Origin of the sequence: Micromonospora sp. HM134, from assembly GCF_007833915.1 — a bacterium.
In the GTDB taxonomy this organism is placed as follows: Bacteria; Actinomycetota; Actinomycetes; order Mycobacteriales; family Micromonosporaceae; genus Micromonospora; species Micromonospora wenchangensis.
This window is the reverse complement of sequence record NZ_CP041061.1, coordinates 3,239,584-3,263,279: the sequence shown is the minus strand read 5'-3', so window position 1 is coordinate 3,263,279 and position 23,696 is coordinate 3,239,584. Positions and strand designations below refer to the sequence as shown.

Here is a 23,696-nt window from a genome sequence, read left to right as displayed (position 1 = left end):
TCCGCACGGGACCAAAGCCGTGGGGTGACAAGTGGCCCGGAGTACGGCGTCAACGTGGCTCTGGAGCGGTGCCGGACGGCCGCCCTATGGTCGGCCCAGCCAATCGGCGACGCACCACGGATCGGAGAAGAAGATGCCGCCGGCGACTCGGGCCGTCCCACTGCTGCTGTGGGAGACGGGGGTCCGCGAAGGAATCGAGGACAGTCGGTACCGCCCCGTGGTGGCCGACTCCTGGCTCCTGACCGACGGCCGGGCCCGGGCGTACCGGCTGCACTGGCAGCGCTTCGGCGCGGCCGTACGACGGTTCGGGGTCTCGGCGCACCGGGTGGCGTCCTTCGGGGCGTCGGTCACCACGGCGCTGCCCCGTTCCGGGGTGTGGTTTCCCCGCATCGAACTGCACCTGGTTCCCACGCAGCGGCTGGTCCTGCGGCTGCGGCCCGCCCCGCCCCGGGTCAGCCAGGCACGTGGCTGGCTGTGGCCGCATCCGGACCCCCGGCGGCTGCCCCACCTCAAGGGGCCGGACTTCGAGGAGCTGGAGAAGATCAGAGCCGCCGCCCACGACGCGGACGCCGACGAGGCCCTGCTCTGCGACGAGCGCGGTCTGGTCCGCGAGGGGGCGTTCAGCACGATCTACTGGTGGTCGTCGGGCGTCCTGCACACCCCTCCGGAGGACGGGCGGATCCTGCCCGGCGTCACCCGGCGGCTGCTGCTGGACCGCTGCGCCGAGCTGGGGATGCCGGTACGGCACCGGCTGCCGAGCGTGGCGGAACTGCTCGACAGCGAGGTGTGGATCACCAGTGCCCTGCACGGAATCCGGGTCCTGACCCGGATCAACGGAGAGCCGACCGCCCCCGTCGACGCGCGGCGGTTGCACGACTGGCGCGCCCATCTCGACGCGCTGACCGAACCCCTGCCCGACCCCGAGGCCATCTGGCCGCACCGAAGCACCGAGGAGGCACCATGAAGCTCAGGTCACTACAGCGTTATCTGGCATCGGTCCCGCGTATGCACTTCGGGCGGTCGCACCGGGGGCTGCGGGCCCGGCTGGAGCTGCTGGCCACCCGTCAGCTCGGCGCGGGTGACTTCCTGTGGCACGCCCTGGAGCGGGGGCAGGACCACGACGCCCCGCTGTTCCACCACCTGCCGCCCGGTGGCGGCCCGGACGACCTGATCGTCTACAGCCTGGCGACGCTGCGGGACCAGACCGAGCGGTACGCCCGGTGGTACCACAACGCCGGGGTCACCCACGGCGACCGGGTGGGGGTCTTCACCCGCAACGGCATGGCGAGCTTCGTGCACTTCCTGGCGCTCAACAGCCTCGGCGCGATCCCCGCCGTGATCAACCCGAACATGGTGCCCGACACCGCCGCCAAGTACCTCGCCCGGCTCGACGCGGTCGGCGTGGTGGTCGACGCGGACAAGCTCGGCCCGCTGCTCAACGGGATGGCCGACGCGCGTCCGTTCCGGTTCACCGCCTCGCAGGAGGCGATGCACGCCGCGCCGCCGGCCGGCCCGCTGCCCGGGGTCTACCCGTACCGGCACGGCGACCGCGACCCGGTGCTCATCTCGCACTCGTCGGGCACCACCGGCATGCCGAAGGCCGCCACGTTCGGCCACCGCCAGTTCTTCGCCGGCAAGCGTCCCCGGATCATGACGCTGCCGTCCGGTCCGGACGACAAGATGCTGCTGGCCTTCCCGGCCTCGCACTCGTCGGGCTACAGCTACATGATGATGGCCACCCTGATCGGCCTGCCCACCCTGGTGATGGAGTCCCAGGACGGCGCGACGGTGGCCCAGGCGATGCGGTGGTGGAAGCCCAGCGTGGTGACCGGCTTCCCGATCACCTTCACCGAGATGCTCGCGCTCGGCCTGGAGCCGTCCGCCGCGGCGAACGTGACGACCTGGATCAGCACGGCGGACGCCTCGCACGAGGCCCACGTGCGGGAGCTGGTCCGGCTCGGCCGGCACCGGGAGAACGGCAGCTGGCGGCCGGGGTCGCACTACCTCGACGGGCTGGGCGCCTCGGAGATGGGCATGGCCCTGTTCCTCAACATCCACGGCCCCAAGACCAACGCCTACAACCGTTGTGTCGGCTACCCGGAGCCGATCGTCGAGGACGCGGTGGTCTTCGACGAGGACGGCCGGGAGCTGGGCCCCAACGAGGTCGGCTACCTGGCGGTGCACACCCCGACGGTGACCCTGGGCTACTGGGGCAACCACGAGTTGACGCACAAGTCGATCCGCAAGGGCTACTGGCTCACCGGTGACATCGGCTACAAGGACGAGAAGGGCCGCTTCTACCACTACGACCGGACCACGGACGTGATCACGACGCGGCGCGGACCGGTCTACAGCCTCACCATCGAGGAGGAGATCTTCAAGGCGTGCCGGGCGGTGGTGGACTGCGCCGTCGTCGGTGTGGTGGACCCGGTCGAGCCGACCTCGTTCGCCCCGATCGCCGCGCTGCGCCTGATCGACCAGTCGGACCTCACCGCCGAGGAGCTGCTGACCCGGATCAACCGGGCGCTGCGGGCGGCGGGCAAGCACGAACTGGCCGCGACGGTCATCTCCAAGGGGGACACCAAGATCCCGCTGGGTGTCACCGGCAAGGTGCTCAAGCGGGAGGTACGCGCGCAGTTCGCCCAGCTGCTGCTGACCGACGACGACGGTGGGCTGGACGTGGCGCGGACCCGCACCGAGCAGTCGATCCTGCGGGAGCTGAGCGCCTCGGTCGAGACGCCGCAGGAGGAGCGGGCCACCTCGGCCGCCTGACCGGCACCCGGGGCGGGCGGTTCCCACCGCCCGCCCCGCGGCCGTGCTCAGTGGGCGGTGACGAAGTCCCGCAGGGCGGCGCCGATCTCGTCCGGCGAGTCCTCCTGCACGTAGTGGCTGCCGGTGACGGTGACCTCGCGCTGGTTGGGGAAGGTCCGGGCGAACGCCAGGGCCCGGCCGGTCAGCAACGCCCCCGGCTCGGCGACCACCAGCAGCTTCGGCACCGGGGAGGCGGCCAGCCACCGGCCGTACTCCTCGACCACGGCGGTCACGTCCGCCGGTTCGCCCTCGATGGGCAGGTCCCGGGGGAAGGCGAGGGTGGGCCGCCGGGAGTCGGGGTCGCCGAACGGCCGGCGGTAGTGGTCCAGCTCGGCCTCCGACAGGGGGCGTACCACGCTGCGGGGCAGCACCACCTCGACGAAGAAGTTCTCCTGGAGCACCAGGCGTTCCCCCTCGGGCGAGCGCATGGCGCGGAAGAGCTGGTCGCGTCCGGCCTCGAAGTCGCTCCACCGGCGGGGTTGGACGATCGCCTCCAGATAGGCGACGGCCCGGACCCGTTCGGGGTGACGGGCCGCCCAGTGGAACCCCAGCGCCGAGCCCCAGTCGTGCAGCACCAGCGTGACCGGCTGGTCGCCGACCACGGCGTCGAACCAGGCGTCGAGGTAGCGCACCTGGTCGGTGAAGCGGTAGCCGCCGTCGGGCGCCGGACCGGAGTCGCCCATGCCGACCAGGTCGGGGGCGAGGCAGCGGCCCAGGTCGCGGACCGCCGGGATGACGTTGCGCCACAGGTACGAGTAGGTGGGGTTGCCGTGCAGGAACACGATCGGGTCCCCGGCCCCCACGTCGACGTACGACAGGTGGGTCCCGCACAGGTCGATGCGCCGGCGCGGATGCGGGTCGGCCGCGGAGACGGAAGCCGCGGCGGGTGTGGAACTTGTTGTCACTGGTGGACCTCCTCGGCACAGTGATAGCAAGAGGTCCGGGCAATTCCGGGGCATCGGCCTGACGGCGTGTCCCGTTACCGGCGGCCGTTCGCGCTCAGCGGGGCGGCGCCATTCATGAATTGTTCGCGAGAATTCAAACAATGACATGGCGAATCCTTTTCGGCTCCACTGTGCGCAGGTGGGGCCGCTTCGTCGTCGGGTGGGGCCACCGGTGGAAGTGGCACCGACGCGGGGCCGGACATGGGCCTGTCCCCCGGTGCCGTTCATTTCGTACGTTTCTCTCGTCGAGTCGACCGCGCGGCCGGTTCCGTCCCGGATCTCCGGCCGCCACCGATTGGTCGACGCACACGTGGGATCTCCGTCGGTGGAGATCCTGACCGGCTTTTCGCAGAGAGGGAGCAGCAGATGCAGGGACTGATCCAGGTGGCCGGGGTCATCGACCAGGACGAGGCCGACCTGATCTGCGCGGAGGGCGCCGACTGGCTGGGGTTCGCCCTGCGGCTGCCGGCGAAGAACGAGGACCTGTCCGAGGCCGACGCCGCGGCCATCGTCGCGGCGATCCAGCCCCGGCACCGGGGCGTCCTGATCACCTACCTGACCGAGGCCGACGAGATCCGGCAGTTCTGCGCCGAACTCGGCGTCACCGCCGTGCAGCTGCACGGCGACGTCGAGCCCGCCCAGCTGGAGAAGCTGCGCCGGATCGACCCCGACCTCTACGTCCTCAAGAGCCTGGTGGTCAAGGAGGACAACATCGACGAGCTGACCAAGATCGTCGACGAGAGCGCCGAGTGGGTCGACATGTACATCACCGACAGCTTCAACCCCGCAACCGGGGCCAAGGGCGCGACCGGTCTGACGCACGACTGGTCGGTCAGCGCCGAACTGGTCCGCGTCGCGCCCCGGCCGCTGATGCTCGCCGGTGGTCTGAATCCCGACAACGTGGCGGCGGCCATCGCGGCGGTACGCCCCGCCGCCGTCGACGCGCACACCGGCCTGGAGGGCCCCGACCGCCGCAAGGACCGCGCCAAGGTGCGCCGGTTCGTCACCGCCGCCCGCCAGGCGTTCGCCGACCTCGCCGGACAGGACTGAGAGCCATGACCGACACCGCCATCGCCCCCACCGTGACCGCCCCCGCCGTGACCGGCCGGCTGCACCTGTTGCCGCAGACCAACCGGCTGCGCGCGCTGCACACGGTCATCCGGGACCGCGACGCCTCCCGGGCCGACTTCGTGCAGACCTCCGCCCAGATCTTCCGGCAGCTCCTCGACACCGCCCTCGACCTGCTCCCGGTCGTCTCCCAGCAGGTGCGCACCCCGGTCGGGCAGACCTACCACGGGCTGCGCCCGGCCGCGCCGGTCTGCGGCGTGTCCATCGCCCGCGCCGGCGAGAGCATGGAGTCCGAACTGCGGGCCATGCTGCCGCAGACCCGGATCGGCAAGATCCTCATCCAGCGGGACCGGACGACGAAGCTGCCGCACCTGCACTACGCGGCCCTGCCCCCGGACATCGCCAGGTCCCAGGTGCTGCTGCTGGACCCGATGCTCGCCACCGGCGGCACCGCGCTGGCCGCCCTCGCGCTGCTGCGCGAGTACGGGGTCTTCGAGGAGGACGTCGTCTTCGTCACCCTGCTCTCCTCGCCGGAGGGCATCGGCGCCGTGCACGCCCACCACCCCCGGGTCCGGATCGTCACCTCCGCCATCGAGGAACGCCTCAACGCCGACGCCTACATGGTGCCCGGCATCGGCGACTTCGGTGACCGCTACTTCGGAACGGACCAGCCGCGATGAGGCGCGGCGGAATCGGCGACGTCGGACTCACCGCGCTGGCCCCGGCGATCTGGGGCAGCACGTACCTCGTCACCACCGAACTGCTGCCCCCGGGCCGGCCCTACCTGGCCGCCCTGGCCCGCGCCCTGCCCGCCGGGCTCGCCCTGATGGCGCTCGGGCGGGTGGTGCCGCGCGGTGCGTGGATCTGGCGGGCGCTGGTGCTCGGCACCCTCAACATCGGACTGTTCTTCGTGCTGCTCTTCGTCGCCGCCTACCGGCTGCCCGGCGGCGTCGCGGCGCTGATCATGTCGTTCCAGCCGATGCTGGTGCTGATCCTCGCCGCGCTGCTGCTGCGCGACCGCATCCGGCCGCTGCACGTCGTGGCGTGCCTGCTCGGGGCGACCGGGGTCGCGCTGCTCGTGCTGCGCCCGACCGCCGCGCTCGACCCGCTCGGCGTCGTCGCGGCCCTGGCCGGCGCGGCCAGCATGGCCAGCGGGATCGTGCTGACCAAACGGTGGGCCCGACCGCCCGGGGTGGGCGTGTTGCAGTTCACCGGCTGGCAGCTCACCGCCGGCGGTCTCGTCCTGCTCCCCACCACCCTGCTGATGGAGGGCCTGCCCGACCGCCTCACCGGCCCCAACCTCGCCGGACTGGCCTACCTGGGGATCGTCGGATCGCTGTTCGGCTACGCGGTCTGGTTCCGTGGCCTGGAACGGCTGCCCGCCCTGGCCGCGTCGTTCCTCAGCCTGGTCAGCCCGATCGTCGCCAGCCTGCTGGGCTTCGCCTTCCTCGACCAACGGCTCAGCCTGACCCAGCTCGTCGGCGGCCTGGTCATCGTCGCCGCCGTCGCCCTCGCCCAACGCAGGTCGTCCCCGCCGGCATCGCCACCCGCCACGGAGCCGGTGGCGTCACCCGCGCTGACCAGCCGGTGAGGCGTCACCCACCACAGGGGGAAGCATGCGCACCACGCCCGCCACCACCGACGCCCACGAACCGGGCACCGACGCCCACCACCCACCCGCCGCCACCCTGCCGGACCTGCTCGACGAGCAGGTCCGGGCGGACCCCGACGCGGTGGCCGTCCGGCACGGGCCGGACGGCGTCACCCGCCGGGAGCTGGCCCGCCGGGCCCGTGCCCTCGCCGCCCAGCTCCGCGAGCGCGGCGCCGGCCCCGACGACCGGGTCGGCCTCTTCGCCGAACCGTCCGCCGGGCTCGTCGTCGGGGCCTGGGGCATCCTGTACGCCTCGGCGGCCTACCTGCCGCTGGCCCCGGACTACCCCGACGAGCGGCTGCGCTACATGGCCGCCGACGCCCGGATCCGCCTCGTCGTCGCCCAGGACGACCTCGTCGAACGGCTGACCGACCTGGTCCCGCCCGACACCGCCATCGTGCCGCTGAGCGCGTGGCACGACACGTCCCCACCCGACGTGCCCGACCACCGGCCACGCCCCCGCGACCTGGCCTACGTCATCTACACCTCCGGCAGCACCGGACGACCCAAGGGGGTGATGATCGAGCACCGCAGCATCGTCAGCCAACTGCGCTGGCTGCGGGACACCTACCGGCTCGACGAGGCCGTCATCCTGCAGAAGACGCCGATGAGCTTCGACGCCGCGCAGTGGGAGATCCTCGCCCCGGCCTGCGGTGGCACCGTCGTCGCCGGCACCCCCGGCCTGCACCGCGACCCCGAGGCGATCATCGCGAGCATCCGCCGCCACGGCGTGACCGCGTTGCAGTGCGTGCCGACCCTGCTGCGGGCGCTGGTCGACACCGAACGCCTCGGCACCTGCACCAGCCTGCGGCAGGTCTTCACCGGCGGCGAGGCGCTGTCCACCACGCTGGCCGCCGACGTGCTCACGGCGCACCCCGGCACGCTGGTCAACCTGTACGGCCCCACCGAGTGCACGATCAACTCCTCGGCGTTCACCGTCGACCCGGCGGGGCTCGACCCCACCCAGCAGTCCGTGTCGATCGGCCGGCCCGTCACCGGCCTGCGCTACGTCATCGTCGACGCCGACGACACCCCGGTCACCGGCGACGCCGTCGGGGAACTGCTCATCGGCGGCATCCAGCTCGCCCGGGGCTACCTGCACCGGCCGGCGTTGACCGCGCAACGGTTCGTACCCGACCCGGTCACCGGCGAACGGCTCTACCGCACCGGCGACCTGGCCGCCTGGCAGGCCGACGGCACCGTACGGTTCGTCGGGCGGGTCGACAACCAGGTGAAGCTGCGCGGGTTCCGGGTCGAACTCGACGAGGTCCGTCTCGCCGTGGAGGCCCACCAGTGGGTCCGGCACGCGGGGGTGCTGGTCCGCGACGATCCGCGCACCGGGCATCCGCACCTGCTCGCCGTCGTCGAACTCAACCCGCGCGAGGCGGCGCTGATGGACCAGGGCCGGCAGGGCGCCCACCACCGGTCGAAGGAGAGCCGGCTCCAGGTCCGGGCACAGTTGTCGCACGTCGGGGTGCGTACCCCGGAGGAGCTGGCCGGGCGGGCGGTGCTCGCGCTGCCCGGGGCCGAACCCACCGCGGAGCAGGTGCGGCGGGTGTTCGCCCGCAAGACGTACCGGTTCTACGAGGGTCCGCCGGTCACCCGCGCCGACCTGCTGGCGCTGCTGCGCCCCCCACAGCCCGCAGACGTCACCCCGCGCCCGCTCGGGCAGCTCGACCTGGCCACCTTCGGGGAGATCGTCCGCTACCTCGGGCAGTTCGTCAGCGACGAACGGCTGCTGCCCAAGTACGGTTACGCCTCGCCGGGGGCACTCAACGCCACCCAGGTCTACCTGGAACTGCACCAGCTCTGGGGGCAGCCGTCCGGCTACTACTACCACCACCCGCTCACCCACGAGCTGGTCCTGATCAGCCCGGCCCCGCCCCGGCCCGAGCCGACCGTCCGGCTGCACCTCGTCGGTCGGCGGCGGGCCATCGAACCGGTCTACCAGAACAACATCCGCGAGGTCCTGGAGATCGAGACCGGCCACCTGGTCGGCCTGCTGGAACAGGTCCTGCCCGGATACGGGCTGGGCATCACCGCCACCGACCACACGCCGCAGACCGTCCGGCACCTCGACTGCGCCGACGAGGACCTCTACCTCGGCAGCTTCGCGGTCACGCCGTACGCCCCGCCGCCACCGGACGAGATCGACCTGTACGTCCAGGTCCACCCGGACCGGGGCGTGGACCTGCCCGCCGGGCAGTACCGGTACCACGGCGGTGAACTGGTCCGCCTCGACGACGCCCTGGTGCAGCGGCAGCACGTCATCGCCATCAACCAGCAGGTGTACGACCGGGCCGCGATCGGCATCAGCATGATCAGCACGTCGTCCACCCGGTGGCGGCGCTACATCGACCTGGGACGCGCCCTGCAACGACTGTCCATGAACGACCTCGGCTTCGGCTTCATGTCCTCCGGCTACAGCTCCGACACCGGCCACGACCTGCCGTCGGCCCACCGCATCCGGGGCATCCTACGCCGGCACGGGCTGCCCGACGGGCCGTCGTACTTCGCCGTCGGCGGGCGGGTCAGCGCCGCCCAGGTGGCCGGCCGGGGCATGAAGGAGGACGTCGTCCACATGAAGGGTCCGGCGGAGCTGATCCGCGACGACCTGGCCGGTCGGCTGCCCGACTACATGCTGCCCAACAAGGTGGTGATCGTCGACCGGATGCCGTTGACCGCGAACGGCAAGACCGACCTCACGGCGCTCGCCGCCCGGGTCGCCGACGACCCCGGCCCGCAACGGCCGTTCGTGGCGCCCCGCACCGACCTGGAACGCCGCATCGCCCGGCTCTGGGGGGAGGCGGTCCGCCAGGACGACGTCTCCGTCCACGACGACTTCTTCGCCTGCGGCGGCAACTCGCTGATCGCCGTCGCCCTGATCAACCGGCTCAACCGGGTGTTCGGCGCGGCGCTGCCGATGCAGGTCATCTTCGACAACCCGACGGTCGCCCAGCTCGCCCGGCGGGTCGCCCGACGCGACCAGCAGGGCGGGTCCCGGCTGGTGCCGTTGGCGCGGGGCCGGGAGGGACGTTCCGTCTACTGCTGGCCGGGCCTGGGCGGCTACCCGATGAACCTGCGGCTGCTCGCCGGCACCGTCGGACGCCCCTTCCACGGCGTGCAGGCGTACGGCGTGAACCCGGGCGAGGAGCCCTACCGGACGATCGCCCGGATGGCCGCCGAGGACGTGCGGGCGATCCGGGAGCGGCAACCCCGGGGCCCCTACACGCTGTGGGGTTACTCGTTCGGCACCCGGGTCGCCGTCGAGGCGGCGTACCAGTTGGAGCAGGCCGGCGAGCAGGTCGACCAGCTCGTCCTGATCGCCCCCGGGTCACCCCGGGTCCGGGTGCCGGTGACGCCGGGCGCGGCCGACACGGCGAGCTTCACCAACCCGACGTACCTGGCGGTGCTGTGTTCCGTGTTCGCGGGCACGGTCAGCGGTCCGGTGATCGAGGAGTGCCTCGCCACCGTCGTGGACGAGGAGAGCTTCACCGCGTTCGTCCAACGGCACTTCCCCACCCTGGACCTGCCGCTGGTCCGCCGGATCACCGGGGTCGTCGCCCGGACGTACGGGCTGCGGCACACCGAGGCCGAACTCGCCCGGCGGCCGGTGCGGGCCCCGGTGACGGTGCTGCGTACCCGGGGCGACCAGGAGTCCTTCCTCGACACCGCCGTCGCCCGCCGCTCCCTGTCCCCCGTCGTCGTCGACCTGGCCGCCGACCACTACGGGGTGCTGCGCGAACCGGGGGTGCACCAGGTGGTGGCGGCGCTGCCCGCCCGGTCCCGCCGTCGCCCGGTCCGCCCGCACGTGAGCATCACCCACCTGCCGATCGCGCTCACCGACGAGCAGCACAACCGGCTGGTGACCGCCGTCACCCGCGCCATGACCCGGGCCTTCGGCTGCGACGAGGACGCGGTGTCCATCGCGCTGGAGGCGGTCCTGGAGGAGTGAGCGGTCCCGGCCGCACCGAACCCACCCCGCACCCGTCCTGCCCGAAACCGGTCCCGACGCGCCGGACCGGACCGACCGAGGAGCCAGCATGACACGCAAGGTCCACTCCACCGTCGAGGTGCGGTTGAGTGAGGAGGTCGCCGACGCCCTCGCCGAGGGGCGGGCCGTGGTGGCGTTGGAGTCCAACGTGATCACCCACGGCCTGCGCTACCCGGACAACGCCGCCACCGCGCACCGGGTGGAGGATGCCGTCCGGGAGGGCGGCGCGGTGCCGGCGACGGTCGCGGTCGACGACGGGGTGATCCGGGTCGGCATGACCGCGGCGGACATCGAACGGTTCGCCTCCACGCCGGGCATCCCCAAGGTCAGCGCCCGCGACCTGCCGGTGGCCCTCGCCCGGGGCGGCATGGGCGCGCTGACCGTGGCGAGCTCGCTGATCGCGGCCGACCTGGCCGGCATCGCGTTCTTCGCCTCCGCCGGCATCGGCGGGGTGCACCGGGGCGCCGAGACGAGCATGGACATCTCCTCGGACCTCATCCAGTTCACCCGTTCCCGGGTGGCCGTGGTGTGCGCCGGGGCCAAGAAGATCCTCGACCTCGGGCTGACCATGGAATACCTGGAGACCCACTCGGTGCCGGTGGTCTCCTACCGCTCGGCCGACTTCCCTGCCTTCTACTGCGTCTCCAGCGGCATCCCCAGCCCCTGCCGGGTCGACGACGCGACGGTCGTCGCCCGCGCGGTGGAGAACCACTGGGCCCTGGGCAACCACAGCTCCTTCCTGATCACCACCCCGGTCGACGCCGCCGAGGCCGTGGACGACGCCGAGGTCGACCGGGCCATCGAGGAGGCGATGGTGGCCGCCCGGCGGGACGGGGTACGCGGCAACGCCATCACCAAGTACCTGATGCGCGCCGTCGACGCGGCCACCCAGGGCCGGTCCTCCCGGGCCAACATGGCGGTGCTGATCAGCACCGCCCGGACCGGGGGTCACCTCGCCGCCGCCCACGCCCGCCACCTGGCCGACCTCGGGAGCCCGGCCGCCGCCGACGCCCCGTCGCCGGCCCCGGCCGCTGCCGGGATGGCGCACGCCCTGCCCGGTCTGCGGGGGTGACCGCTGTGTTGCGTTGGCTGACTGCAGGTGAATCGCATGGTCCGGCTCTGGTCGCGTTGTTGGAGGGGGTGCCGGCCGGGGTGGCGGTGACGACCGGTGACATCGCGGGTGAGTTGGCGCGTCGTCGGTTGGGTTATGGCCGGGGTGCGCGGATGGCGTTTGAGCAGGATGTGGTTGAGGTCGTTGGTGGTGTGCGGCATGGTGTCACTCTGGGTAGTCCGGTGGCGGTGCGGGTGGGGAATTCGGAGTGGCCGAAGTGGCGGACGGTGATGGCCGCTGATCCGGTTGATGCGGGGGAGTTGGCGAGTCAGGCGCGTAATGCGCCGTTGACGCGTCCGCGTCCGGGTCATGCTGATCTGGCGGGGATGCAGAAGTACGGTCACACGGATGCGCGGCCGATTCTGGAGCGGGCGAGTGCGCGGGAGACTGCCGCGCGGGTGGCGGTGGGTGCGGTGGCGAAGGCTCTGGTGAAGCAGGCGGTCGGTATCGAGATCGTGTCGCATGTGGTGGAGCTCGGCTCGGTGGTCGCGAAGCCCGGTTTGCGGCCGGTGCCGGAGGACGCGGAGCGGATCGACGCGGATCCGTTGCGGTGTCTCGATCCGGAGGCGAGTGCGCGGATGGTGGCGGAGGTGGACGCCGCGAAGAAGGCCGCGGACACCCTCGGTGGTGTGGTGGAGGTCCTTGCCTATGGGGTGCCGCCGGGTCTGGGGAGTCATGTGCAGTGGGACCGGAAGCTTGACGCCCGGCTGGCGACGGCGTTGATGTCGGTCCAGGCGATCAAGGGTGTGGAGATCGGGGACGGCTGGCAGCAGGCCCGGTCGCGGGGTTCGGAGGCGCATGACGAGATCGTGCCGACGGCTGTGGGGGTGCGTCGGGTGACGGATCGGGCGGGTGGTTTGGAGGGTGGGATCACGACGGGTGAGCCGGTGCGGGTGCGGGCGGCGATGAAGCCGATCTCGTCGTTGAACCGGGCCTTGTCGACGGTGGATGTGACCACGGGTGAGGCGGCGACGGCGATCAACCAGCGGTCGGATGTGTGTGCCGTTCCCGCCGCCGCCGTTGTCGCGGAGGCGATGGTGGCGTTGGTGTTGGCGGAGGCGGTGGTGGAGAAGTTCGGTGGTGACTCGGTGGCCGAGATCCGCCGTAACGTCGCCGGCTACCTCGACACCCTGATCATCCGGTGAACGCGGCGCAGCGCAGCGCAGCCGAACGGAGGGTCAACCCGGTGACGTCCGGCAGGTCGGCGGCGCGCCGACCTGCCGCCGGCCCGGACCACCCACCCCGGCAGCGCCACGATCACCGGCACCCGGCAAACTCCACGCTGATCCGACTGAACCTTCGGCTGGCTCGGTGCGTTGAGAGGTCGAAGCCACAGCCTGCCGAGGAGCGCACCGGTGCCACTGACCTCCACGTCCCACCGCCAGCGGCTGGAACGACTCGTCGGTGGGGTGCGGCAACGGCTGTCACCACTGACCAGCGTCGTCCGGCGAGGGATGTCCCGCCTGCCCGGCCCGCCGATCGTCGCGCGGATCGTCGCCGGCCTGATGGCGCTGGCGCTCGCCGTCCTGGCCGGCTTCGCCGCCAGCACCGGGTTCGGCACGGCCACCGCCGAAACGGTGGAGGGCAAACCGGTCCCCGCCGACCAGGTGCCACTGATCGCCCAGGCCGCACTCTCCTGTCCGACCCTGACCGCGCCCCGGCTGGCCGGTCAGCTCATGGCCGCCTCCGGGTTCGTGGCCGACGCCCGCACCGACGACGGCGGCTCCGGGGTGGCCGGCCTCACCGACGAACTCTGGCAGCGGTGGCTGCCCTGGCCCGACGCGCCCCGGCTGGACGTCGCCGCGAACATCGTCGCGCTGGCCCACCACATGTGCGACCTCGTCGGGCAGGTGTCGCACGGCGACATCGACGGCGACACCTGGCAGCTCGCGCTCGCCGCGCACCGCTCCGGGATGCCCGCCGTCCAGGCCGACCGGGGCGTCCCCGACGCGGCAGCCGGGTACGTGCGGACCGTCGTCGGCTACGCCGAGTGGTACTCCCGGCAGCCCGACTTCGACCCGGACGCGGCGGACGCGTCACCGACGCCCGCCCCACCCGCGCCACCCGCCGGCAGCGCGCCGCGCCCCATCCCCGACGAGCACCTGGCGGCGATCCTCGCCGCCGGCCGGACCTGCCCGGCGGTGACCCCGGCGAAGATCGCCGGTCAGCTCATGGCGGCGTCGGGGTTCAACCCGAACCTGCTCGGCCCCAACGGCGCGCAGGGCATCGCCCAGTTCCTCCCCACCGTGTGGAGCCGCTACGCGACCGCCGGCCAGTCACCGTGGGACGCCGCGACGGCGATCGCCACGCTCGGCCGGACGATGTGCGCCCTCACCACCGACCTGGGTGGGCTCACCGCCGACCCGTACCCGCTCGCGCTGGCCGCCTTCCAGTGGGGGCCGGGGGTGCAGGCCGGCGGCGCACCCGACCTGGGCACGGTGGACGAGATCGCCGGCCGGGTCCTCGCCTACGCCGCCTTCTACGCCCAGGACCCCCGGCTCGGTGGGCGTCCGTCGCCGCGTCCCCCGCTGCCGGACACCACCCGGGGCCCGGTGCTGGCCCTGCCCACCCCCGCCACCCCCACCGTCGCCGGGCCGCCCCGGGGCGGCCGAGCGCCGCCGCGACCAGGCCGGCCCCGGTCGCCACCCGGTCCACGCCGGCCGCCGCCCGCCCGACCACCGCGCCGCCGGCCGCGGCCGCCGCCGGTTACCGCATCCGCGGGTACGGCGGGACCTGTGTGTACGCGCCCAGCGCCGTCGACGGCCAGCAGTTGGTGGTCTGGGACTGCAACGGCTCGGCCCGGCAGAAGTGGACGTTCGGCGGCGACGGCACGATCCGGATGGGGTCGCTCTGCATGGACCTGGCGGACGCCTCCAGCGCCGACGGCACCCGCATCCAGCTGGCGACCTGCAACGGCGGCTGGGCACAGAAGTTCTGGATCAACGGCTCCGGTGATCTGGTCAACTCGGCGATCGGCCGGTGCGTCGACATCCGGGACTGGTCCACCGCCAACGGCACCGGCCTGCAACTGTGGACGTGCACCGGTGAGGCCAACCAGAAGTGGACGCGGGTGAAGGTCTAGCGGGGTCCGGCGGGGCGGCCGATCCGGGCCGACACCAGCGCCGTCCCGTCGGTCTCCGCTACGGCGAAGAACGCCAGCGTGTCGACGACGGCAGGGATCTCCCCGGTGACCTCCTGCGGCCCGGCCGTCGCCGTCCACTGTGACACCTGGTAGGTGCGGGTGTCGGCGGCGACCGCGTAGAGGCGGTACTGCACCCCCGCCGTCAGGCCGACCACCGTGGCCCGTACGTCGGAGACCGGTCCGGGGCCGTCGGTGCGGGCCGAGACGGTGACGGACAGCCGGGTGGCCGCACCGACCCCCTCCACCGTCACCCCGGCGTTGACCGGGTTGACCGTGGACTGTCGGGCGTCGGGTGCGCCGCCCTGCTGCCGCTGCCCGAGCGTGACCCCCAGGGACACCGCCGCGACCATGGCGAGCGTGCCGGCGACGAGCCACCGCCGTCGACCCCGCCGGGCCCGGTCGGGCGCGCGGCCGGCCGGACCCCGCCCGGCCGCGTCCCGGGAGGGCGGCCGGTCCTCCGACCCCGGACGCGACTGCGACGGACCGGCTGGGGCCGCCGACGGACGCGATGCGGCGTCGACGGCCGGCGAAAGTTCGGGGGCCGGCAGCGACCCGGCGGCCGGTAGAGCCTCGGGGGCCGGCGTGACGCCGGGGGCCGGGGCGGCGGGGGCCGCTGAGACGGTCGGGAGGGCGGGAGCCGACTCGGCCACCGAGGGGGCGGGGGCGGACTCGGCGGCCGGACCGGCGCGCAGGTCGACGATCTCGCTGGCGGTGAGCCCGGAGAACGCCCCCACCAGGGGGCCCAACCGGTCGCACTCGTCGAGGCAGACCGTGCAGGTGCCGAGGTGGCGTTCGAACTCCCACTCGTCCTGCGGATCGAGGTCACCCCACAGGTAGGGAGCGCACTGCTGAAGGGGGGCGTGGGCCAGCGGACCGGGGGCGTCGCTGTCGCTTCGGAGGTCGGTCATGGCCTGTCAGCTCTGCTCGGGGAGGCAGCGCCTCGCGGCCCCGCCGCCGCAATCGTATGCCATCGCGGTCGTCGCCTCACGCACCGTCGACCTCCCCTATGACGGCGCGCAACGCGCGCAGGGCGTAGTGGGCGCGGGACTTGACGGTGCCCTCGGCGATGCCGAACTCCGCGGCGATCTCGGCGGTGGAGAGCCCCCGGAAGTAGACGGCCTCCACCACCCGGCGGTGCTCGACGCTGATCCGGGGTAGGGCGTCGCGGATGGTCCGCGCCGTCACCACCCGCTCCGCCACGTCGGCGGTCGCCGGCATCCGGCTGAGGTCCAGCGCGCCGACCTCGGTCGGGCGGGCCTGCCGGGCCCGCGCCACGTCGATGGCGACCCGGCGGGCCACGGTGAACAGCCAGCGCCGTTGGGTCTCCAGGTCGGCGGCGAGGCTGTCGATGCTGCGCCAGGCCCGCATCATCGTCTCCTGGAGCAGGTCCTCGGCGAGCTGCCGTTCACCGGAGGCGAGCCGGAGCAGGAACCGGAACAGCGGCTCGGCGTGTACGGCGTGCAGCTCCCGCAGTCGCGCGTCGGGGGCCAGGTCGGCGGCGGGTGGCGGGGGCCCGGCGTCGACGGCCGACGCGTCCACGGTGTCGGCTGCCGCCACCCCGATGCCGGCCCCGCCCGGCGCGTCCGCGTCCGGCCCGCGAGAAAGACCTGCCAACCGGTGCCTCCCCAGCACGCTCACCGTCCGCGCGACCGGCCGCGCGGGCGCGCCCGCACCTCCGGTCCCACGTCGATCCAGGAGAGCATACGGGGCACCGTCGGACGCGCTGTCGCTGATGCCGCCCGTCACCCGACGGCGCAACCGGTTCCGATGCGGACGGTCCACCGGCCGCAGCCGCCACACCGTGCCGCCGGGCCGGTCAGCCATGCGACGCCGTCGCGGGGGTGACGTCCTCGGCCCGCAGGGTACGCAGGTCCGCGACGGTCGGCCCGGTCAGGCCGCGCAGCCGGCCCGCCTGCCGGGTCACCGCCTCGTCGAGCACCTGGCGGGCGTACCGGCCGTTGCCGAAGGCCGGACCGTGCGGGGCCTGCTCGAAGTGCTGGCGCAGCGCGGTCAGCGTGTCCCCGGGGCAGTCGTACCCGCCCGCGCGGGCCAGCCCCTCGAAGATGGCGACCAGTTCGTCGGCGGTGTACGGGGCGAAGTGGACCCGGCGGGAGAACCGGGAGGCCAGGCCGGCGTTCGCGGCGAGGAACTGGGCGATCTCCGCCTCGTAGCCGGCGACGATAACCACCACCTCGTCGCGGTGGTCCTCCATCAGCTTGACCAGCGTGTCGATCGCCTCCCGACCGAAGTCGTTGCGGGCGTCGGGTGGCGCCAGCGTGTACGCCTCGTCGATGAACAGCACCCCGCCCCGGGCCCGTTCGAACGCCTCCCGGGTGCGTTGCGCGGTGTGCCCGACGTACTCGCCGACCAGGTCGGCGCGGGCCACCTCGACCAGTTGGCCGCCGCGCAGCACCCCCAGCGCGGTCAGCAGTTGCCCGTAGAGGCGGGCGACCGTGGTCTTGCCGGTGCCCGGTGGCCCGGAGAAGACCAGGTGCCGGGAGACCGACGGCGCGGGCAGGCCGGCCCGCACCCGGGTCCGGACGGCGGCCAGCAGGTCGATCAGGTCGGCCACCTCCTGCTTCACCGCGTCCAACCCGATCATGGCGTGCAGCCGGGCCAGCAGCGCGTCCACCGCACCGGCGGGCGGCTCGTCGTCGGCCGGGCCGGCCGCCGCCTCGTCGAGATCCTGCGGCAGCAGCTGGGCCAGCTCCACCCCCGAGGCGGCACCGCTGCCGGACAGCCGGAACGCCTGCCGGCTGACCATCTCCTCGAAGGTCTGCCGGGCCACCCGGGCGTTGCCGAAGGAGGCGGTACGCGGCATCGACTCGAACCACGACTCCAGGGCGAGCCGGGTGTCGTACTCCAGGGCGTAGTGGTGGTCGCGGCACAGCCGCTCGACGATCTGCACCAGCTCCGGGGAGGTGTAGCTCTCGAACTCGACGGTCTTGGAGAACCGGGAGGCCAGTCCGGGGTTCGCGGCGAGGAAGGTGCGCATCTGCGCCGAGTAGCCGGCGACGATCACCACCACCTCGTCGCGGTGGTCCTCCATCAGCTTGACCAGGGTGTCGACCGCCTCCCGACCGAAGTCGTGCCCCGAGCCGCCGCCGTCGACCGGGGCCAGGGTGTACGCCTCGTCGATGAACAGCACCCCGCCGATCGCCTCGCGGAACCGTTCGGTGGTCTTCACCGCCGTACCGCCGATGTGTTCGGCGACCAGGTCGGCGCGGGCCACCTCGACCAGTTGCCCGCCGGGCAGCACACCGAGGGCGGCCAGGATGCGGCCGTAGAGCCGGGCCACGGTGGTCTTCCCGGTCCCCGGCGCACCCGCGAAGATCATGTGTCGGGACATGGGCGGGGCCGGCAGTCCGGCGGCGGCCCGCCGCCGGCCGATCCGGTGCAGCCCGACCAGAGTCGCCACCTCCCGCTTCACCCCGGCCAGGCCGACCAACGCGTCCAGTTCGGTCAGCAGCGGCGCGGCCGGGTCGTCGGCGGGCCCGCCGCCGGCCGCCGGCACCGCCGGGACAGGGTCGGCCGCCCGGGCCGGCACGGGCGGGTCGGGGCGCACGGCGGGCTCCGACGGCCGGTGCGGCCCGTCCGCCGCCGGACCCGGGGGCGTGGGGTCGCCGTCGGTGCCGACGAGTTCGACGGCGGCGGCGTCCACCGTGGTACGCAGCCGACCGCCCCCGTTGCCCCGCAGCTCGGTCTCGATCAGCCGCACCGGTCGGCGCGTCTGCACCAGCACCCCCGGCCCGGTGTTCCCGAACACCTCACACCCGGTCACCTCACCCTGCGAGTCCACGGCGAACCACATCCCCGGCCCGTCGCTGCCCCGCACCCGGCTGCGCCGCAGCTGCACCGTCGCGCCATGCCGGGCGGTGAGCCCGGCACCCCGGCTGCCGAGCACGTCCACGCCGGTGGCCCGCAGCCGGCCGGCCGCCACCACCAGCCCGGTGGCGCAGTCGCGCAGCGTCATCCCCTCCACGGCCAGTTCCCCGTCAGTCACCAGCACCCCGGTCGAACCGGCGTCGGTCACCGCACCCCGCAGCGCCCGCAGCCGGGCCGACTCGGCGACCCGCAGCCCGTCCTCGGTCGGCGCGGTGACCGTCAGGTCGTCGACCTCGGGCCGGGAGGTGCCCCGGGCCAGCAGCCCGGACCGGGTCCGGACGACCGTCACCCCCCGGGCAGCGCCGGTCGCCGCGTCGACGAAGAGCAGCCCGACCCCGTCGGTGGCGGTCAGCGTGCCACCCTCGATCCGGGGCGTCGCCGTGCCGCTGACCACCACGGCCGCCCCGGTCGTCGTCTCGACCCGCAGCCCCAGGTAGCTGCCGGTGGCACCGGCCTGGACGCTGAGACCGTGCCCGCTCTCGGCTCCGACGACGCAGTCGCGCAGCGTCGGGTCGGCCGTCCCGTCGACCAGCACCACCGGGCCGGTCGCCGTACGCAACTCGCAGCCGGTCAGCTCGGGGCTGCCCCCGGTCACCAGCACCGGGGGGCCGGCGGTGTCCACGATCCGGGTGTCGACCAGTCGGATCGTTCCGTCCTCGACCAGCAGGCCGGGGCCGTCCACGGCGGTGACCACGCACTGCTCCAGCAGCCCCCGTCCGCCACCGGTGCACAGCACCCCGCTGCCGCGTACGTCGGTGATCGTGCAACCGCGCAGCACCGGGTCACCCCCGGCGACGGCCACCGCCACGGTGCCGATCCCGGCGACCGTGGTGCGGGTGACCTCACCGGTGCCGGCGCGCTCGAACAGCAGGCCCGCACCAGCCGGGTTGCCCACCCGGGAGTCCCGCATGGTCAACTCCCCCCGGGGCACGTGCACCGCGACGACCCCCCCGGCCCGTACGCCGCACCGGGTGAGTTCCAGCCGACCGCCGCCGACCTGGACGGCCGGCAGGTGCCCGCCGCCCCCGAGCAGCTCGATCCCGTGCAGGGTCACCTCCCCCGCGCCGACGAAGAACGCGACACCGTCACCGCCGTCGATGGTGACCGTGCCCGGCCCCTCCTCGGCGATCAGCGTGACGTCGCCACCGAGTTGGATCTGTTCCCGGTACACCCCCGGCTGCACGACGACGGTGGCGCCGACCGGGGCGACAGCCAACGCGCCGGTAATCGTCGGTTGACAGCCCGACTCCGTCTGGGAAACCGCCAGCACAGTGCCGCTCACCCCGCACCACCCTCTCGTCTGGTTCATCGCGCCTGGTCGTGCGGCACCGGCTCGTCCCGTGCCGTCCGCCGTCTCCCGCACCGGGGCCACGGCAGCCCGGCGTCCGACGCCGTGCGCGCTCACCCCGACGGCAGGGCGAACAGCCGCCCGGCCGGGTCACATCCGAGCCCCACGGTCAACGGCGTGGTGCGGCCGCCCGACCCGGCTCCCGCCGCGACGACGGCCCGGAGCCGTTCCAGCGTCTGGTCACCGCCACCGGACGGCCGCCCGGCCGGCACCTCCCGGAGGAAGACCCGCCGCAGCTGCCGCTCCTGCGCCGGCTCCTCGGCCAGCACCTCGAAGCAGGTCCCGGCGGGGAAGACCGCCGCGCCATCGGCCCGGGGCGCCGTTCGCCCGCCGACGGGGCCGGCACCGGCAGGGCCGGTACGCGGACCGGCGGCGAGGCCGCCCAACCGGCGGGCGCCGATGGACCAGATCACGAATTCCGCTACGGCGTCCGGCGCGGGCACCGGGTCGACGTCGAGGAAGGCCGGCTCGACCAGGACCACGCCCGGTTGGTAGCCGACCGCCGGCAACACGGTCGCCGCGCGGAAGACCGGGCCGAAGACCACCGGCAGGCGGCGCAGTCCGTAGGCCACCCACCGGGCCAGCACCGTCGGGTCGGCGTCCGGGTCCGGATCGGCCTCGCCGCGCAGGATCGCGTTCACCGTGTCCCGCGCACCGGTGCAGTAGGCGCGGACGGCGACCAGGCCGGCCGGGAGGTCCGGCGCACCCATCGCCGCCACCCGCAGCCCCGGTTCCTCCGCCAGGGTCCGGGTCACCACCTGGGTGTACGAGTCGTAGCGCCCGGCGAGGATCCGGCGCAGCGCCATCCGGTCCTCGGCGGCGGGCTCGGCCCCGTCCGGACGCAACGGCACCGGTACCCGCTGCTGGCCGGCCGGAGGCGTCACCGGCGTGCCCGGCCGGGGTGCGACGTCGGCGGTCGGCAGCGGACCGGAGCCGTCACCGGGCGAACCGGGCGAGATGCCAGGCGGACCGGGCGAGATGCCTGCGCCGGACAGCACGGCGGCCGGGCCGATCGGGCCGACGGTCGGGTCGGCCCCGACGTCCACCGGGCCGGGTGCACCCGTGGCCGTCGGCTCCGCCGCCGGGGCCGGTGCCCGCTGGACCGCAGTCGCCTCAGCCGGCTCGACCCACAGCAGGTCGGGCCGGGGAACGCGGAGCCGCTGCCAGTGACTCACGAGGTCCGGCAGCACGAATGCCGGGTCGACGGCCGACCCGAACCGCCCGACCAGGAGCACCTCCGGGACCCGACGCGGGGCCGCCGGTGCCGGACCGGACGGCGGGGCCACGTCGGACGGCAGGGCCACGTCGGACGGCAGGGCCGACGGGGTGGGGGGCACCCGGGGTTGGGCGGGCAGCACCGGGCCGAGGTCGGTGACCATCCGGGCGGCACCGGCGGTGGTCCGTGGATGCCAACGGCGGAAGGTGCCCGGGGTGGTCAGCAGGCCCGTCGCGGTGACCGTGACCCGGGCGTCGCTGGCGACCACCGGACTGCCGAGCGCGTCGGCGAGGCTCCCGAACAGCATCCCGGCTGCCGCCGGGTACGGCGCGCTGCCGCGCAGCACCACGGGCCGCCCGTCGACCCGGACGGCGGCGAGGTGATCGGCGAGCACGCCGGGCGGCACCGGACACCCATCGACCCGGAAGCCGCCCGCGCCGATCGCCACCTCGACGAGGAACACGGCGAGGGGCACCGGGTCGGCTGGTCCGGGGTCCGACGAGTCCAGGAACGACCAGCCGCCCGGGACCGGTCGCCCCGGCGGCGACGCGGCGACGGCCGGCGGGGACGGTTGCTCCCGGGACGCGGACCGCGGGACCGGCTCGTCGCCGGCCGGGGCGGCCCCGGACTGCTCGGGGTGGTCGGCCGGCCGGGGCGGGCCCGGGATCGGCGCACACCATGCGGCCGGCGGGTCTTCCGGCCGGACCGGTCCGCCGTCGGTGACGACCCACTGTCGTGCGGTCGCCACGGCCCGGGTGGACATGGCCGGGGCGTCCAGCGGCACCACCCCGTCGATCCCCAGATCCGTGGCGAGCCCGGCCGCCAGGTCCGACACCGCCACCGGGTCGGCGTAACCACCGAGCGGGACGAGGCGGAATCCGACGGCCGATCCGCCGAGATGGCGGGGCAGCAGCTCGGCCAGGAGGCGGAACAGGTCCGGCCGTCCCGAGACGGTCGGCGAGCAGAGCACCACGGTACGGTCCGGGTCGGCCGGCAACCGGGCGGCCACCCCGGTGAGGGCGGCGTACGGCTCCGTCTCGCCGTGCACGAGGAGCACGTCACCGACGACGGCGGCGTGGACGGTTCCGGGAGGCTGCTCCATCGCCGGTTATCCCGCCACCGGTCCACCCGCGTGGGTCGCGCCCGCCCGCACACCGGTGGTCGGGTCGACCCGGTTCGCTCCGGGCGCGGCACCCTGGTCGTGCCGTCGCGCTGCGGGCAGGGTGCCGCGGTGGGTGGGCCCGGGGGCGCTGCGCGGGCCCGGCGTCCAGGTGCAGGGCGGGGTGAGGTCGTTCTCGGATCGGGGCCGGTCGGCGAGGAGGTCGTCGGGTGCACCGGCGGCGGGCACCCCGGCAAGCAGCCGCGCGGCGGCGTCGGTCAGCCGGATCTGCCCGGCGACCCGCAGCAGGAGCCGGTGCAACGCCGACGGCACGCTCATGCCTCCACAACGTGGGGCTCGCCGGGGTGGTTCACCGCGATCCGTCCGGCGTCGCACATCGCCGCGAAGAGGTACGACAGCGAACGGTGCACCGCCACCGCGTCGACCGTCGGGGCGGTGTAGTCGACCGCCCGGATCGCCGCGAGCAGTTCCGGATCGGGGGCGAGCCCGTACTGGTCGGTGTAGTAGGTGACCGCCTCCGACCACAACCACCGCCCGTCGCCCCGGACGCCCGTCGGCACCGGGTCGGGGTTGTGTTCCGGGTCGAAGACGTCCGCCGACCGCTGCGGACTGGTCAACAGCGGCACCCCCGCCCCCAGGTAGGCGGCGACCCGCTCCGCCTCGTCGTCGGTGAGCGTGCCGGGCGGCGCGGCGGGGTCCGGCGGGACGGCCACCCGCAGCGGCTCGGCGGGGCGGGCCGCCCAGAGCAGCGCCGAGAAGGCCAACGCACGCCGCTGGTACTCCGGCAGTTCCGCCGGGTCGACGAACGCCTCCACCAGCGGATGCCGCTCACCGGCCGCCTCCAGGGCGGACCCGACCCGGGCGGCGATGGTGACCGGGTCACCGCCCTGCACCAGGTAGAGCCGTTTCGGTGCCGGATGCCGCGCGTCGACGGCCGGGAACCGCCAGGCCCGCCAGAGCCCCACCGCCCCGGATGCTGCGGCCACGGCGGCCCGGTCGAGGTCGTCGGGCCCGCCGGGGCCGTCCCCTCCGACGGTGAGATCCATGCTGTACGGCACCCGCGCACCGGACTCGGTCAGCACCGACGGGCCGACCGGGGCCATCCCGTACGGCACCGGCGGCGCCGGGTCGCCGGTGGGCGACCTGACCAGGGCGCTGCCGTCCGCACCGGCATCGTCGAGGATGCCGGCGAGCAGGGCGCTCTCCGCCCCGGTGAGCGGGAGGGGTCCGCTCAGGCAGGTGAACGCGACCGCCTGCGCCACCTCGGTCAGCTGCCCCGCCGCGAGCCACTGCCGGGCCGCGCTGACCAGCTCGTCCGGGGCCTGCCCGGCCAGGCGCAGCAGGAGCCGGTGCACGGCGGTGCGCCGGTCGGTGGTCGGCTCGGTCGTCGCGGTCACGCCTCCACA

Annotated in this window: 16 protein-coding genes; 9 read left to right on the top strand and 7 right to left on the bottom strand. The window is 74.1% G+C overall.

All coding sequences use genetic code 11. The annotated features are described in order from the left end of the window. The first annotated feature begins 133 nt into the window (after positions 1-133). Both FJK98_RS14025 and FJK98_RS14020 read left to right on the top strand, forming a co-directional pair. Positions 134-964, top strand: a complete 831-nt coding sequence (locus tag FJK98_RS14025; RefSeq protein ID WP_145919409.1) for an aminotransferase class IV — start codon at positions 134-136, stop codon at positions 962-964. Next, a complete protein-coding gene (locus tag FJK98_RS14020) occupies positions 961-2,772 on the top strand; it encodes a class I adenylate-forming enzyme family protein (RefSeq protein ID WP_145919408.1) in 1,812 nt (603 codons plus the stop codon). Before FJK98_RS14025 ends, FJK98_RS14020 begins: the two co-directional genes overlap by 4 nt. A 47-nt stretch (positions 2,773-2,819) precedes the next feature. Here the strand turns inward: FJK98_RS14020 and FJK98_RS14015 are convergent, their stop codons facing one another. After that, on the bottom strand, positions 2,820-3,716 hold the full coding sequence (locus FJK98_RS14015; RefSeq protein WP_240762831.1) for a haloalkane dehalogenase: 897 nt from the start codon (positions 3,714-3,716) through the stop codon (positions 2,820-2,822). A 405-nt stretch (positions 3,717-4,121) separates the two neighbouring features. Here FJK98_RS14015 and FJK98_RS14010 point away from each other — a divergent pair, with 405 nt between their 5' ends. From FJK98_RS14010 to FJK98_RS34030, 7 genes are all read left to right on the top strand, one after another. Then, the gene (locus FJK98_RS14010; RefSeq protein WP_145919407.1) at positions 4,122-4,805 is read left to right on the top strand and encodes a phosphoribosylanthranilate isomerase; all 684 of its coding nucleotides are present in this window, start codon (positions 4,122-4,124) and stop codon (positions 4,803-4,805) included. A 5-nt stretch (positions 4,806-4,810) separates the two neighbouring features. Further along, entirely contained in the window at positions 4,811-5,503 is a 693-nt protein-coding gene (gene upp, locus FJK98_RS14005) for a uracil phosphoribosyltransferase (protein WP_194821005.1), read from the top strand. Continuing rightward, positions 5,500-6,414 (top strand): EamA family transporter, encoded by a 915-nt coding sequence (locus FJK98_RS14000; RefSeq protein WP_145919406.1) that lies wholly within the window; start codon positions 5,500-5,502, stop codon positions 6,412-6,414. Before upp ends, FJK98_RS14000 begins: the two co-directional genes overlap by 4 nt. 25 nt (positions 6,415-6,439) lie before the next feature. Then, positions 6,440-10,429: an amino acid adenylation domain-containing protein gene (locus FJK98_RS13995; protein ID WP_145919405.1), complete on the top strand. Its 3,990-nt coding sequence runs from the start codon at positions 6,440-6,442 to the stop codon at positions 10,427-10,429. An 88-nt stretch (positions 10,430-10,517) separates the two neighbouring features. Continuing rightward, a complete protein-coding gene (locus FJK98_RS13990) occupies positions 10,518-11,540 on the top strand; it encodes a pseudouridine-5'-phosphate glycosidase (RefSeq protein ID WP_145919404.1) in 1,023 nt (340 codons plus the stop codon). 5 nt (positions 11,541-11,545) lie between these two features. Further along, positions 11,546-12,724, top strand: coding sequence for a chorismate synthase (gene aroC / locus FJK98_RS13985; RefSeq protein WP_145919403.1), 1,179 nt, complete (start codon positions 11,546-11,548; stop codon positions 12,722-12,724). Next, on the top strand, positions 12,721-14,661 hold the full coding sequence (locus FJK98_RS34030; RefSeq protein WP_370517081.1) for a ricin-type beta-trefoil lectin domain protein: 1,941 nt from the start codon (positions 12,721-12,723) through the stop codon (positions 14,659-14,661). The genes aroC and FJK98_RS34030 overlap by 4 nt, the downstream gene beginning before the upstream one ends. On the opposite strand, the gene FJK98_RS13975 is transcribed toward FJK98_RS34030, so the two are convergent. The 6 genes from FJK98_RS13975 to FJK98_RS13950 all read right to left on the bottom strand — a co-directional run bounded on the left by FJK98_RS13975 (position 14,658) and on the right by FJK98_RS13950 (position 23,687). Further along, positions 14,658-15,629 (bottom strand): hypothetical protein, encoded by a 972-nt coding sequence (locus tag FJK98_RS13975; RefSeq protein WP_145919402.1) that lies wholly within the window; start codon positions 15,627-15,629, stop codon positions 14,658-14,660. The genes FJK98_RS34030 and FJK98_RS13975 overlap by 4 nt on opposite strands. 76 nt (positions 15,630-15,705) lie before the next feature. Beyond that, positions 15,706-16,335, bottom strand: coding sequence for a sigma-70 family RNA polymerase sigma factor (locus FJK98_RS13970; RefSeq protein WP_228542817.1), 630 nt, complete (start codon positions 16,333-16,335; stop codon positions 15,706-15,708). Between the two features lie 202 nt (positions 16,336-16,537). Continuing rightward, positions 16,538-19,888 carry an AAA family ATPase gene (locus tag FJK98_RS13965; protein ID WP_145919401.1) on the bottom strand — a complete coding sequence of 1,117 codons (3,351 nt, stop codon included), beginning with the start codon at positions 19,886-19,888 and terminating at the stop codon, positions 16,538-16,540. A gap of 119 nt (positions 19,889-20,007) precedes the next feature. Next, on the bottom strand, positions 20,008-22,272 hold the full coding sequence (locus tag FJK98_RS13960) for a hypothetical protein (RefSeq protein ID WP_145919400.1): 2,265 nt from the start codon (positions 22,270-22,272) through the stop codon (positions 20,008-20,010). Positions 22,273-22,278: 6 nt separating this feature from the next. Further along, positions 22,279-22,608 carry a hypothetical protein gene (locus FJK98_RS13955; protein ID WP_145919399.1) on the bottom strand — a complete coding sequence of 110 codons (330 nt, stop codon included), beginning with the start codon at positions 22,606-22,608 and terminating at the stop codon, positions 22,279-22,281. Further along, a complete protein-coding gene (locus FJK98_RS13950) occupies positions 22,605-23,687 on the bottom strand; it encodes a hypothetical protein (RefSeq protein ID WP_145919398.1) in 1,083 nt (360 codons plus the stop codon). Before FJK98_RS13950 ends, FJK98_RS13955 begins: the two co-directional genes overlap by 4 nt. Positions 23,688-23,696 lie beyond the last annotated feature (9 nt).